Consider the following 13,755-nt stretch of genomic DNA (forward strand, 5'->3'; position numbering starts at 1 on the left):
CTGACCGGCTGCACTGTCCCTGATAAAAATAGCTTGTGAGTTTTAGGAAAACAGACTTGGCTGTCGCCAAGCGCTTTTCCTTATTTTTTCAAGTCACTAGCCGGGATGTCGGGAGGCATTTCAAAACCAATTGCGCGATCTGCGATCGCAACATAGAGGCAAGAGGCCGGAAAGCCAAGTGGCGTCGCCCGAATCCGCACAAACGCGACGCGCATCAGTTTCTCGCCTTCGGAAATCTCGCCTGCTGCAGTATGTGCGAGGCCCCTTCGTCGATGTCGCGCACGATGGCAGCGCGGGCGCGCTCGCCATCCTGGGCCTCGATCGCAGCGACGACTTCCTCGTGAAAGTCGATGTCGAGGATGGAGGCGAGGTTATCCTCGAAACCCATGGCAAGGTTCCTGAGGAAAGGGCCGACCTGCATCCATACGGTTTCGATCAGGAAGATCATCTGCTCGTTGCCGCAATGGCGATAGATCGAGAATTTGAAGTCGTGGTTCTTGCGCAGGTAATCATCGATATCGCCTTTGCGGGCCGCCAAAGTCAGGTCGGTGGCGTGGCGTCGGATCGTGCGCAGATTGTTGCCATTGATGCGTTTTGTCGCCAGTTCGGTCGCCGAGCCTTCGAGGATAGTCCGCACCGCGGTCAATTGCGAAAACCGCTCGGCCGATATCGCCGGCACTTCGACGCTGCCGTTCGGCATCGGGCTGAGCGCCCGCAGCGCCTGCAGCCGCATGAAGGCGCTGCGCACCGGCATGTCGCTGGTGCCGAGTTCCCTTGCGAGTTTTCGCGACGTCAGCTTCTGGCCCGGCGTGAACTGGCCGGACATCAGCGCCCGCACAAGTTCCAGATAGACTTTTTCATGCAAGGGAACGGTGTCGACGGCGGTCAACCCGAATTGTGTTTTGTCGGCCATTGGCGGGGCGCTGCTTCATCGGTTCAGAAATCTGTGCGGCCGGCTGGTTTCGCCGCTGGGGATTCTGCGTGGCCGAGCCCGGCGAGAACGCCGAAGTCAGCGACTTATCAAGCACATGATAGACGCTTCGATCGTTGCGCGGCAAGCCGACGCGTCGCACCAAGGCCGACGGCTAGATTGTCAGGCATATGGCGTCTCTGCCACGCTGTGCAAAACGGTCATCACAAATCTTGACCTCGCATGCACTTGCACCTCTGGCCGCTGTCTGGCTTTTTGGGCTACCCATCGCAACGGAGTGATTCGCATCATGCCGCTCGATTGCAAGGTTTCAAGGCAGTCTGCGGGTGGGTCGTGAAGCGCGCGCAATTGGCGAAGGAGACACAGGCATGGCCGAGTTCAAGAAGCCCGAAATCTCCGAGATGAGACCCAAGATCACCGTGATCGGCGTTGGTGGCGGCGGTGGCAATGCCGTCAACAACATGATCGCGGAGCAGCTTCAGGGTACTGAATTCATCGCCGCCAACACGGACGCCCAGGCGCTGACCATGTCGAAGGCGTCCAGGCTGATCCAGCTTGGCGCCCACGTCACCGAAGGATTGGGCGCCGGATCGCTTCCCGAGATCGGCCGCGCCGCGGCCGAGGAATCGCTCGACGAGATCATGGACCATCTGGCCGGTACGCATATGTGTTTCGTCACCGCCGGAATGGGCGGCGGCACGGGAACCGGTGCGGCTCCAATCATCGCCCAGGCGGCACGCAAGGCCGGCATCCTGACGGTTGGTGTCGTCACCAAGCCGTTCGCCTTTGAAGGCCGGCGCCGCATGCAGATGGCCGAAGAGGGCATCGAGCGGCTCCGCGAGAGCGCCGACACGGTGATCGTCATCCCGAACCAGAACCTGTTTCGGATCGCCGATGCCAAGACCACCTTCGCCGATGCGTTCGTCATTGCCGATCGGGTGCTCTATGCCGGCGTCAGCTGCATCACCGACCTCATCGTCAAGGAAGGCCTGATCAATCTCGACTTCGCCGATGTCAAATCGGTGATGCGCGACATGGGCCGCGCCATGATGGGCACCGGTGAGGCCTCCGGCGAGGGTCGGGCGATGAAGGCGGCCGAAGCCGCGATCGCCAACCCGCTGCTCGACGAAGTGTCGATGAAAGGCGCCAAGGGCGTGCTGGTCTCGATATCGGGCGGCAGGGACATGACCCTGTTCGAGGTCGACGAGGCCGCCACCCGCATCCGCGAAGAGGTCTACGAGGATGCCGACATCATCGTTGGCGCCATCTTCGACAAGGGCATGGAAGGCCGCTTCAGGGTCTCGGTCGTGGCGACGGGCCTCGACCGTGCTTTTGGCGCCGAGGATGCCGAAGCCGGCATCGCACGCGACCACGCCGGTCAGCCGGCGCGGACGCTTCAATAAGTCATATCGCGCGTTTATCCTCGCCAAGAGATAATTTCTCGGGGGAGACATCGCTGAATAGCAATGGCATTGCCGACGGATCAGATTGACTGGCGCAACTATTGTGTTCAGCTGTATCGATCTCTGTACGGTTGCTGCTACAAGAATCCGTCATGGACGGCCATCTATACTGGCTACCCGTATCGTTCGAGCGACGAGAGGCGCGGCTTGGAATTCGACTTGAAAACCATCGAAGCGCTTGCGCCCGATCAGGCGTCGTTGAGCGCCGCTTCCAGGTTGACCAGGCAATCGAACTGGCCACGGCTCGAGAAGAGCGATCAGCTGGGGCTCCTCTGGGGGGAATGCCAGGGTTCCGGCTCCAATCCGTATCGTGTGGTCGTCGACACCGGCGACCATGGCTACAAATGCACCTGTCCGTCGCGGAAATTTCCCTGCAAGCACACTTTGGCGCTGATGTGGATTGCAGCCACCACGCCGGCCAGTTTTACCGCCGCAGGCTCGACCCCGGAATGGGTGAATGATTGGCTCGGCCGCCGCAGGAAGGCCTCGCCACAGCCGGCGGCGCCAGCGCCCGGTGCGGGAGGCAAGAGCATTGGCGAGGCCTCGCGCGACGACGAAAGCGCAGACATCGAGGACGCCGCTGCGGTCGAGCGCCGCGAGGCAGCGCAGCGCAAGCGGACGCTGGATACGCAATCCGCGGTGTCGGCGGCGTTGGATGAGCTGGATCAATGGATCGCTGACCAGTTGCGGCTTGGCCTGGCCGGTTTTGTCGACAACAGCAGTGACCGTTGCCGCCGGATTTCGGCACGGCTGGTCGACATGAAGGCGACAGCGCTTGCCGGCCGCATCGACGAGATTCCGTCACGGCTGATGGGGCTGCGCAGCGAGGAGCGCCCGGACGCGGCGCTCCGCGAACTCGGCAAGCTTGTGCTGGTGGTCAAGGCCTGGCGATCGACACCAGGAGACGCCGAACTGAGGCGGCTCGTATCGACGTCCGAAAGCCGTGAGCAGGTTCTGGCCAATCCCGATGCCAAACAGGTCGAAAGCGTCTGGGAGGTGCTTGGCGAGAAGATCGAGTCGCGCCGTGACGGTCTCGTCAGCCATTCGACCTGGCTCCTCGACCTGAAGAGCGCGAGCCCGCAATTTGCTCTCTTGCTCGACTATTTTCCGGCCTCGGCCGGTCGCCGGTCGAACGCCTTCACACCGGGCGACCGGTTCGATGCCAGGCTGGTCTTTTACCCGGCACGCCAGCCGCTGCGGGCCTTGGTGGCGGACCGCAAGGGCGACGTCCCGACAGGTGAGTGGCCCGATTTCGGCTTTCACACAGCCGATCCGCTCGCGGCGCATGCTGCTCACCAGAACGCAGCCCCTTGGCTCACCGATTGTCCTGTCATGCTGCCGCCCGGCGCGATCCTGCTGGACGATCGGGGCGCCGCCTGGTGGCAAGCCGCCGGCGATCCGCATGGTATCGCCTTGCCGATTGCCGACACCGTCAATCCAACGCTGCTTGGGCTGGACCTTATGGCAACGGCAGCACTTTGGAATGGCAGCCGGCTTGACCTGCTGGCGGCGCAAAGCGGTTTCGGTAGGCTTGACCTGTCGTGAACGAGATCGAGCAGACCGGCCTGGCGGCCATGCGCGACTGCTGGATCACCGGCGGGACCACCTTCGACCTGGCTCCGGGCGCGTGGAAGGAGATCGCCGGCGGTGCCAGCCCCGACGAGCGCGAACGCCGGCTGCTGGCGATCGCCGCACAAGCTCTCGACATCGCCTTGCGGCCAGCCGCGCCAAAGACGCTGAAACGCCGCCCGCAATTGCCCGAACTCGCCTTGCCGATGCTGCCGGAACGGCTGCGGCCGCTATTGCGAGCCGCGCTAAAGCATGCCGCCGACACAAGAAGCAAGTCGCGTGTGGTCACGCTCGTCTCCAGCCGCGGCTTCGTGCTGCATCCGATGGACTGGATGCCAGCCGCGTCGGATCAGAGCAGTCCGGACGTCTATGCACCCTGGATCGACTGGCAGGCAGGCGCGGACGGCGAAAAACCTGCAAGCCAGGAGCATCTGACGGTGGAAAACTGGGATGACTTCTATCCCGCCGCACGCCGCACCGCGCTCGCCGATATGCGCCGCACCGCACCGGCTTCGGCTAGGCAGCTGATCGAAACCAAGGCATCCGGCGAGCCGGCGGAAATCAGGATTGCACTCGTCGACCTGTTGCGCTTCGGCCTGGGCGCTGATGACGTGCCGTTCCTGAAGAGCCTCTCCGCCGATCGTTCCGGCAAGCTGCGCGAGCTCGCTGGCCGGTTGCTGGCAAGATTGGGAGAGCACGGCTCGCCAGGCGATGGCGGGCCGGAAGATCCGACGGCCGAACTCGCTGCCTTCATCGCGGAAGGCAAATCCGGCTTCATCCGCCGCCGCACCACCTACACGCCGGCAAAACTCAAATCGCCGGCGCAGGAAAGACGTCGCGCCGAACTGTTCGAGACCTGCAACCTGGTCGAGCTCGCCACGCGCTTCGGCACCACCGAATCCGAGTTTATCGGGGCGTGGCAATTCGGCGCTGAGAACAACGCCGATATCCTTGTTGCCCGAATGGTCGCGGCGTCGGGCAGCGACGCCGCGGTGACGCACATGGCGGATATGCTTGTCGCCGAAGGTGGCAAGCCCGCACTCTTCGTCCTCCACCTCATGGCGCGTCTGGACAGCCGCAGGAAGCGCGTCCTGGTCAGGTCGATCCTGAAGGACACGCAACATCTCGGCGCGCTCAATCTGGCCGAGGGCCTCGAAGCAAGCTGGCTGGAATGGGCCGACCTGACAAACGGCCAGACGCTCCCGGCGCTTCGCTCCGCTGTTGCAGGAAACGATGACGCTGTGAAGCGGGGCGTCGACCAGCTCCTGGAAACTATGGGCTTTCTCGCCACGGCGGCGACGGCGGAGAAATTGATCGGAGACGTCGTTGCGGCCGGTATGGCGCCGGCAGCGCCTTCACTCGGTCTTCTGCGCCTCAACGCAGCGCTGGCCGAACCTTAACCGACACATGATCAATCCGGAGAACAGCTAATGAACGCAGCCATCCGTCTTCCGGTCGAGCAGGCCTATGCCGCCGAATTGCAGGCGCTCTCGCGCAATGACGACCGGCAAAGGCCTGCCGGATGGAGCCTTTCGCCAAAGGCGGTCCTTACCTACCTGCTCGGCGGAAAGGCTGACGACGGGACAGTGATAACGCCCAAATATGTCGGCCGGCGCCGGCTGATGGAAACCGCGGTGGCGACGCTCGCCACCGATCGCGCGCTGTTGCTGCTGGGTGTCCCCGGCACGGCCAAATCCTGGGTGTCGGAACATCTCGCCGCCGCCATCATGGGCGATTCGACCCTGATCGTGCAGTGCACGGCTGGTACCGACGAGAACCAGATCCGCTATGGCTGGAACTACGCACAGCTTCTGGCAAAGGGCCCAAGCCAGGACGCGCTGGTGCCGACGCCGCTCTACCGCGCCATGCAGGACGGCAAGCTTTGCCGCCTCGAGGAGCTGACGCGCATGGGCTCCGACGTGCAGGACACGCTGATCACCGTGCTGTCCGAAAAGATGATGCCGATCCCGGAACTCAACACCTCGATCTACGCGCAGCGCGGCTTCAACATCATCGCCACCGCCAACAACCGCGACAAGGGCGTCAACGAGCTGTCCTCGGCGTTGAAGCGCCGCTTTAACGTCGTCGTACTGCCCTTGCCCGAAGACATGGCGGAGGAAGTGGCGATCGTCTCCAAGCGGGTCGGCGAGATGGCCGGCGGTCTTGACCTGCCGGTGCCGAAGAATGTCGGTGAGGAGATCGCGCGCGTGCTGACCATTTTTCGCGAGTTGCGCTCCGGCGCTACAGCCGACGGCAAGGTGACGTTGAAGACGCCGTCCGGTTCGCTGTCCACGGCCGAAGCCATTGCCACCATGGTCGGCGGCCTCAGCCAGGCGGCCTGGTTCGACAGCGGCAAGCTCGGCGCCGAAGGTCTTGCCGCCAGCCTCGTCGGTGCGATCGTGAAGGATCCGGTGCAGGACAAACTGGTGCTGGAGGAGTATCTGGAAACCGTGCTCAAGAAGCGGCCAGACTATGCCGGCTACTACGCGGCCTTGAACGCGGCGATCTGACGCCATGGCGCTTAGCGACGTTTCCTATTTCGGCATACGCCATCACGGGCCAGGCTCCGCCGACAGCCTGGTGCAGGCGTTGCAGGAGTTGAAACCGGTCGCCGTTCTGATCGAAGGACCGGCCGACGCCAGCCCGCTGCTGCCGTTGCTGGCCCACCCCGAAATGCAGCCGCCGGTGGCGCTGCTCTGCTATCCCGAAGACGACCCGGCCTCGACAAGCTTCTGGCCCTTCGCCGAATTCTCGCCGGAGTACCAGGCGACGCTCTGGGCCGTCACCAACAATGCGGCAGTGCGCTTCATCGATTTGCCGTCTTCAGCCCGCACTGCGCCGATTGAGGCCGTGGGGGAAACCGATAGCGATGGAACGGAAGCCAACGTCGAGGCTGACTTGGCGCCGCATCTGCGGGACCCGATCGGAACGCTGGCACAAGCTGCCGGCTATGAAGATGGCGAAAGCTGGTGGGCTGATATCATCGAGCAGAACCCTGAGCCCGGCCCGATCTTCGCGGCAATAGCCGACGCGATGACGACGTTGCGCGAAGGCGAAGGCCCGCTTGCCGAATTCGAGGCAAAGCGCGAAGCGCATATGCGACTTGAAATCGCCGCCGCGCGAAAGGAATTCGATGGGCCGATCGCTATCGTTTGCGGTGCCTTCCATGTGCCGGCACTGCAGGCGACGCGACCGCTGAAGGAGGACCAGGCGCTACTCAAGGGGCTCGCCCGCCGCAAAAGCATGATGACCTGGGCGCCGTGGACGGGGCCGCGCCTGGCGCTGGGCTTCGGTTATGGCGCCGGCGTTGTCGCGCCCGGCTGGTGCAAGCATCTGTGGCAGACGCGCGGGCAAGGCGACTCCTCGGTCCTGTGGCTGGCGAAGATCGCGGCGGTCCTGAGGGCCAAGGGGCACATGGTCTCGACCGCCTCGCTGATCGAAGCCGAGCGGCTGGCCCGCACGCTGGCTGTGATCCGTGAACGGCCAAAGCCCGGTTTCGAGGAATTGCGTGACGCCGCGATCGCCGCCCTGTTCAACGGGGAAGCGCTGCTGTGGGCGCTGGTCGAAGCCGAATTGCTGCTGGGCGCCGATGTCGGTGAAATTCCGCCGGACACGCCGCTGGCGCCGCTGATCGAGGACCTGCAGCGCAGCCAGAAGGCGGCGCGGCTGAAGCCCGAAGCGCTGGAGCGTGAATTGTCGGTCGACCTGCGCAGCGAAAGCGGGCTGTTTCGATCGACCTTGCTGCACCGGCTGTCCGTGCTTGGCGTGCATTGGGGCAAGCTGACCGACAGCGGCCGCAGCCGCGGCACCTTTCGCGAGCGCTGGATGCTGTCGTGGGAACCTGAATATGCCGTTCGACTGGTCGAGAACCTGGTCTACGGACCAACCATCGAAAAGGCGGCCAATGGCCGGCTGATCCAGATGATCGGCGCGGCGACGTCTCTTGATGCGATGGCCGCACTGGTCCAGGGCGCCATCACGGCAAACCTGTCGGAAGCGTCGGCGGCCGGTCTCGCGGCATTGGAGGAACGGGCGGCGCGCAGCAGCGAATGCCTGGAAATCCTGACATCGGTGCCGCCGCTCGCCGACATCATCCGCTACGGCGAGGCTCGCAAGACGGAAACCGCCCGTCTGTCCGGCCTCCTGGAGCGGCTGATCGTCGAAGGCGGGATCGCACTTGCCTATGCCGCCCGCGACCTCGATGCCCAGGCATCCACGACGCTGGTCGGCGCCATGCGCAAGGCCGACGAAGCGATCAGTCTGGTCGAGCCTGAACAGGACGTGCTGGACATCTGGCGCAATGGACTGGCTGCGGTGCTCGATGGATCGCGCTCGACGGCGCTGGTGGCAGGCTGTGCCGCGCATCTGCTCTACGAAGCCGGCCATTTGTCAGCCGACGCGGCAACCGGTCTGATCGCACGACGTCTGTCTCCAGGAACGCCGGTCACCGAGGCTGCAGGGTTCTTCGAGGGTTTCTTCAGCACTGCCGGCCAACGGCTGATCTACGACCAGGGCCTGCGCGGTGCGGTGGATGCCTGGCTCGCATCCCTCGACGAAGAGGCCTTCATTGCCCATCTGCCGTTGCTGCGCCGGGTCTTTTCGCATCTGGACTCGATGGAGCGGCGACGGTTGATCGAAGCGGTGCTCGGCCGCACCGCACGGCTGCCTGCCGGACTGACGCCGACTCCGGATGGCGGCGAAGCGTGGCGCCGGCACCTGGAACGGCTTGGACCCCTGCTGATGAGCGAGGCCAGCAATGGATGACGAGGCCGAAATCAGCGAGCCAATCCAAGCCGGCGACGGACGCGAGCGCCGCTGGCGCATGGCGATCGGTGCCGATGAGGAAACCTCGTCAGCGCTGTCCGACACCGACAAGCGGCTTTCCGCGGCGCTCGATGCGCTTTACGGCGATGGTGCCGGCGATGCGGCTGCCGATCCGCGCAAGCGGCGCGGCGGCCTCGGCCGCTCGGCGCCAAGGGTGGCACAGTGGATGGGCGATATCAGGTCGTTCTTTCCCGCACAGGTCGTCCAGATGGTCCAGAAAGATGCCTTCGAACGGCTCAACCTGAAGCAGATGCTGATGGAGCCGGAATTCCTCAAAGCGATCGAGGCCGACGTCAATCTCGTCGCCGACCTGATTTCGCTCCGCTCGGTCATGCCGGCCAAGACCAAGGACATTGCGCGCACGATCATCGCCGATATCGTTGCCAAGCTGATGCAGCGGCTGGAACAGAAGACAGCCGAGGCGATACGCGGCGCGGTCGACCGATCGCAGCGCACCAACCGCCCACGCCAGCGCGACATCGACTGGCCGCGTACGATCTCAGCCAACCTTCGCCATTACCAGCCCGAGCACAAGACCATCGTGCCGGAGAAGCTGGTCGGCTTCATGCGCAAACAGCGAAGGCTGGTCGACCTGGATGAGGTGGTGCTGTGCGTCGACCAGTCGGGCTCTATGGCAAGCTCGGTAATCTACGCCTCGATATTCGCGGCGGTGATGGCCTCCCTGCCGGTGGTGCGGACCAAGCTTGTCTGCTTCGACACGGCAATCGTCGATCTGACCGAGGAGCTTAGCGATCCTGTCGAAGTCCTGTTCGGCGTGCAGCTGGGCGGCGGCACCGACATCAACCAGGCCGTGGCCTATTGCGCGGACCGCATCGAACGGCCGACCAAGTCGCATATGGTGCTGATCACTGACCTTTATGAGGGCGGCAACGGGCAGGAATTGCTGCAGCGGCTTGCTGCACTCGTTCGCTCCGGCGTCAACGTCGTGGTGCTCCTGGCGCTGACCGACCAGGGCAGGCCGGGTTATGACCCGAAGATGGCAGGCTCGGTGGCCGCCCTCGGCATTCCGGTCTTTGCCTGCACGCCGGATCTGTTTCCAGACATGATGGCGGCGGCATTGCGTCGGGAAGATATCGGCGCATGGGCGGCTGGCGCAGATATCAAGCTGGTTCGTGCCGAGGCCGAGACTCCGGAGTAAAACAGCCGTCGCCAGAGCTGCCAGGATGCTTCTGGCAGCTCTGGGATAAATCGCTGGAGCTCAGCCGAACTTCGGGTCGAGGCTGCCCGACTTATAGCGCTTGGCCATTTCGGCGACCGGCAGCGGCTTGATCTTCTGCGCGTTGCCGGCGGTGCCGAACTGTTCGAAGCGCTCTTTGCAGAGCTTGCGCATGGCGGCCATGGCCGGTGTCAAATATTTGCGCGGATCGAACTCGCTTGGATTCTCGGTCAGCACCTTGCGGATCGCGCCGGTCAGCGCCATGCGGTTGTCGGTGTCGATGTTGATCTTGCGCACGCCGTGCTTGATGCCGCGCTGGATTTCCTCGACCGGCACGCCCCAGGTCGGCTTCATCTGGCCGCCATATTTGTTGATGATTTCCTGCAGGTCCTCGGGCACCGAGGACGAGCCGTGCATGACCAGATGCATGTTCGGCAGCCGGCGGTGGATCTCCTCGATGACGTTCATGGCCAGCACTGCGCCGTCAGGCTTGCGCGAGAATTTGTAGGCGCCGTGGCTGGTGCCCATGGCAACCGCCAGCGCATCGACATGGGTGTCCTTGACGAACTCGACCGCTTGTTCGGGATCGGTCAAAAGCTGGTCGTGGCTGATCGCGCCTTCGACGCCGTGGCCGTCTTCCTGCTCGCCGCCGCCGCTCTCCAGCGAGCCGAGCACGCCGATCTCGCCTTCCACGGACACGCCGCCCCAATGCGCCATGTCGACGACGCGCTTGGTGATGCCGGAATTGTAGGCGTAGTCGGCCGGCGTCTTGCCGTCTTCCTTCAGCGACCCGTCCATCATGACCGAGGTGAAGCCGTACTGGATAGCGGTGACGCAGGTGGCTTCGTTATTGCCATGGTCGAGATGCATGCAGACCGGAATGTCGGGGTGGATTTCGACCAGCGCGTCGATCAGCTTGGCCAGCACCACGTCATTGGCATAGGCGCGGGCGCCGCGGCTTGCCTGCAGGATGACCGGTGACTTGGTCTCCTCGGCGGCCTCCATGATGGCAAGGCCCTGTTCCATGTTGTTCATGTTGAAAGCGGGCACGCCGTAGCCGTATTCGGCAGCGTGGTCGAGCAATTGTCTCAGTGTTATGCGAGCCACCCAATAGTCTCCCGTATCTGGTTTCAAGCGCAACGTCGCGGGCCGGCCGGTTGCCGGTCGGCCCTTGATGCTTCTGGCGGGATTTCAACGGAACCGCAACCTTCAGAGCTCTTCTCGATCGCAATTCTTGTTGCAGGGTTGAAATCCGGCCGTTTTGGTGACTTAAGCCGCGATCAACTCCCGCGCCGCCAGGAGTTGCACGCAGGCGTTCGCCGCTTCCTTGCCCTTGACCGTGAAGTGCTCGAAGAAGAAGCGGTGGTGCTCGGCGCTGTCATGGTAGTTGAGCGGCGTGAGAACCGCCGACAGCACCGGTACACCGGTCGACAGCTGCACGTTCATCATGCCGTCGATCACCGCGCTGGCGACGAACTCATGCCGGTAGATGCCGCCATTGACGACGAAGGCGGTACCGAGGATCGCGGCATAGCGGCCGGTTCCGGCCAGGGTCTTGGCATGCAGCGGAATCTCATAGGCGCCCGGCACGTCGAAGACATCGACGGTGAAGCGCTCGCCTCCGACGTTAGCCAGTTCCGCCTCGAAGGCCTGTACGCACTGGTCGACGATATCGGCATGCCAGCGCGCCCTGATAACGGCGATGCGGGTCGTTTCATAGTCTTTGTGGGAATGCTGATTCATGGGTCCATCCTTCCGTTTCGAACCAGAATCAGGACGCACGATACGCAATCCGGCCCGCCGGGGCGGTCCGTTTTGCGTTTCGTTCTCTTCCATCCGGACTGTAACCGTCGGCTCCGGAATCACACCGGATCTGCTGACCCCTCCGACCATCGGAGGGCGCTCGCGGGCTTGGGTAAAACCCTTACCGCCGGTGGGGACTTTCACCCCGCCCTGAGAACATTAACGGCTTTGTATGAAAGGGCAGGGCGCTGCTGTCAACCGTGGGAAGGTTGGGCCAAGCACGTCGACTACCGCGTGCGCCACGCCGCCGCCGATGCGGCGATCAGCATGAGCAGCGCTGCAACCATCGCGCAGGCAGCAAAGCCGAAGTTGGAATAAAGCGGCCCGAAGCTGGTGGTGCCGACGAAAACCGCCAGATAGGTCACCGCGCTGTTCAGGCCCATGATCGTGCCGCGCCGCGACGGATCGAGTGCAGACAGGCGCATCACCAGGACATTCAGGCCGAAATGATTGGCCAGTCCCCAGATTGCCACCATGGTCAAGGTCAGCCCGAAACTGCCGCTTGCCGCAGCCATGGCGACGTAGACGACGGCGACCAGAAGATAGGCGAATGGCATGACGCGCCGCGCACCCAGTCTGTCGATGACGCCGTCAAGAAGAGCAGCGGTGCCGAAGCCTACACCATAGGCAAGCGCCGCCAGCCCATTGGCGCTAACCGGCTGTCCAAGCCCGACATGAAGATGGTCGCCGAGATAGCCATAGACGCCGTAGAACGAAGTCATGAAGGCCGCGCACGCGACCAGCAGCGGCAGGATTCCGGGAATGCCGAGCGCTTCCAGCGGGGCGGGCGCCGGTCCGGCCTTCCTGATATCGCTAAGCGACGTCACTGTCAGCCCCATCCATGCAAGGGTCGCAAGCACCGCGACCGCTGCGAAAACGGCGCGCCAATGCACAAGATCGGCAAGCACGGCCGACAGCGAGACGCCGGCGACCATGCTGAGCGTCCATCCGGTCAGCACGACGCCGATCGTGCCGCTCTCCCTGCCCGGTGGGGCGATGGCCGCCGCGCTGGCATAGATCGCGGGCATGGCGATGCCGGCAGCGATGCCGGCCAGCAGCTGTGCGGAGACCAGCATGATCACCGTGGGTGCGGCGGCACTCGCCACCAGCGCTAGTGCCAGCAGCAACAGTGCGCCCTGCAGCATCCGGCGTGCGCCGAGCCGGTCGATGTAGCGGGCCAGGAACAGGGCGCTGGCCGAGGTGCCGAGGCCGAACGCGGCCGCCGCAATCATCACGGCAGGCACGCTGGTTCTGAACGACGAGGCGACAGCCGGTGCGATCGGACCCAGCACTAGCGAGTTCGAACCGATGACGGCGATGCAGCCCGTCAAGAGATAGGCAAGCGCCGGGATCGGGGCTCGGGCAGTCAATGGCGCAACTTGATCAATGTTCGACATATCAGCATAATGGCCGTATTCTATTCAGTGGAGAACCAGGAATTTCGCCATGGATGAAGAAACAGATGGTATTCCGCAGAACAAGGCTACGGCCCGCGACCTCGACGCGATTGACCGAAGAATATTAGGCGTCCTGGTCGATGACGCCACGATCAGCTACGCCGAACTCGGCGATCGCGTCGGCTTGTCGCCACCCGCAGCGCATGAGCGGGTCAAACGGCTCCGTCGCAGCGGCGCCATCCGCAACACGGTCGCCATCATCGATCCCCGGGCGGTGAAAAAGCCTTTGCTTGCCTTTGTCCATATCGACACCAGGGGCTGGGGAAAGACGCCGGAACTGATGGCGGTCTCGCAATATCCCGAGGTCGAGGAGATCCATACCGTCGCCGGCGATACCTGCATGCTGCTGAAGGTCCGCACGGAAGACACCAGAGCACTCGAAGGCCTTCTGGCGCGCCTGTACGAAACGCCGGGCGTCACCTCGACGCGCAGCTATGTGGTTTTATCGACCTATCTGGAGCGGCCGGTGCAGCCGGGCATTACCGAGACATGGCCGACGCCGAAGCATATGGCCGAGCCTCTGTACTAGGG

The 13,755-nt window shown here is 63.6% G+C and carries 11 protein-coding genes and 1 riboswitch; of the genes, 7 read left to right on the forward strand and 4 right to left on the reverse strand.

The window, feature by feature from the left end:
- Window positions 1-214 precede the first annotated feature (214 nt).
- On the reverse strand, window positions 215-913 hold the full coding sequence (locus NKJ00_RS02195) for a GntR family transcriptional regulator (protein ID WP_023808770.1): 699 nt from the start codon (window positions 911-913) through the stop codon (window positions 215-217).
- Window positions 914-1,299: 386 nt separating this feature from the next.
- Between NKJ00_RS02195 and ftsZ the strand changes: the two genes are divergently transcribed.
- The 6 genes from ftsZ (at window position 1,300) to NKJ00_RS02225 (ending at window position 9,946) form a co-directional block, all read left to right on the forward strand.
- Entirely contained in the window at window positions 1,300-2,334 is a 1,035-nt protein-coding gene (ftsZ, locus tag NKJ00_RS02200) for a cell division protein FtsZ (RefSeq protein WP_023808769.1), read from the forward strand.
- 219 nt (window positions 2,335-2,553) lie between these two features.
- The gene (locus NKJ00_RS02205) at window positions 2,554-3,939 is read left to right on the forward strand and encodes an SWIM zinc finger family protein (RefSeq protein WP_352628536.1); all 1,386 of its coding nucleotides are present in this window, start codon (window positions 2,554-2,556) and stop codon (window positions 3,937-3,939) included.
- Window positions 3,936-5,363: a DUF5691 domain-containing protein gene (locus NKJ00_RS02210; RefSeq protein ID WP_352628538.1), complete on the forward strand. Its 1,428-nt coding sequence runs from the start codon at window positions 3,936-3,938 to the stop codon at window positions 5,361-5,363. Before NKJ00_RS02205 ends, NKJ00_RS02210 begins: the two co-directional genes overlap by 4 nt.
- A 30-nt stretch (window positions 5,364-5,393) precedes the next feature.
- Complete coding sequence (locus tag NKJ00_RS02215) at window positions 5,394-6,473, forward strand: ATP-binding protein (RefSeq protein ID WP_027036087.1); 1,080 nt, start codon at window positions 5,394-5,396, stop codon at window positions 6,471-6,473.
- A 4-nt stretch (window positions 6,474-6,477) separates the two neighbouring features.
- Complete coding sequence (locus NKJ00_RS02220) at window positions 6,478-8,727, forward strand: DUF5682 family protein (RefSeq protein WP_352628540.1); 2,250 nt, start codon at window positions 6,478-6,480, stop codon at window positions 8,725-8,727.
- Window positions 8,720-9,946 carry a VWA domain-containing protein gene (locus NKJ00_RS02225; RefSeq protein ID WP_352628542.1) on the forward strand — a complete coding sequence of 409 codons (1,227 nt, stop codon included), beginning with the start codon at window positions 8,720-8,722 and terminating at the stop codon, window positions 9,944-9,946. Before NKJ00_RS02220 ends, NKJ00_RS02225 begins: the two co-directional genes overlap by 8 nt.
- A gap of 60 nt (window positions 9,947-10,006) precedes the next feature.
- Here NKJ00_RS02225 and fba read toward each other — a convergent pair whose 3' ends face one another.
- The 3 genes from fba to NKJ00_RS02240 all read right to left on the reverse strand — a co-directional run bounded on the left by fba (window position 10,007) and on the right by NKJ00_RS02240 (window position 13,164).
- The gene (fba, locus tag NKJ00_RS02230; protein WP_013532928.1) at window positions 10,007-11,071 is read right to left on the reverse strand and encodes a class II fructose-bisphosphate aldolase; all 1,065 of its coding nucleotides are present in this window, start codon (window positions 11,069-11,071) and stop codon (window positions 10,007-10,009) included.
- A 162-nt stretch (window positions 11,072-11,233) separates the two neighbouring features.
- Window positions 11,234-11,707: a 6,7-dimethyl-8-ribityllumazine synthase gene (locus tag NKJ00_RS02235; RefSeq protein WP_352609359.1), complete on the reverse strand. Its 474-nt coding sequence runs from the start codon at window positions 11,705-11,707 to the stop codon at window positions 11,234-11,236.
- Between the two features lie 77 nt (window positions 11,708-11,784).
- A riboswitch (FMN riboswitch) is annotated at window positions 11,785-11,929 on the reverse strand.
- Window positions 11,930-11,994: 65 nt separating this feature from the next.
- Window positions 11,995-13,164, reverse strand: a complete 1,170-nt coding sequence (locus NKJ00_RS02240; RefSeq protein ID WP_352440046.1) for an MFS transporter — start codon at window positions 13,162-13,164, stop codon at window positions 11,995-11,997.
- 49 nt (window positions 13,165-13,213) lie between these two features.
- Here NKJ00_RS02240 and NKJ00_RS02245 point away from each other — a divergent pair, with 49 nt between their 5' ends.
- Window positions 13,214-13,753: an Lrp/AsnC family transcriptional regulator gene (locus NKJ00_RS02245; protein WP_023808760.1), complete on the forward strand. Its 540-nt coding sequence runs from the start codon at window positions 13,214-13,216 to the stop codon at window positions 13,751-13,753.
- The last annotated feature ends 2 nt before the right edge of the window (window positions 13,754-13,755 follow it).

This window comes from Mesorhizobium sp. M0227, from assembly GCF_040321855.1.
GTDB lineage: Bacteria > Pseudomonadota > Alphaproteobacteria > Rhizobiales > Rhizobiaceae > Mesorhizobium.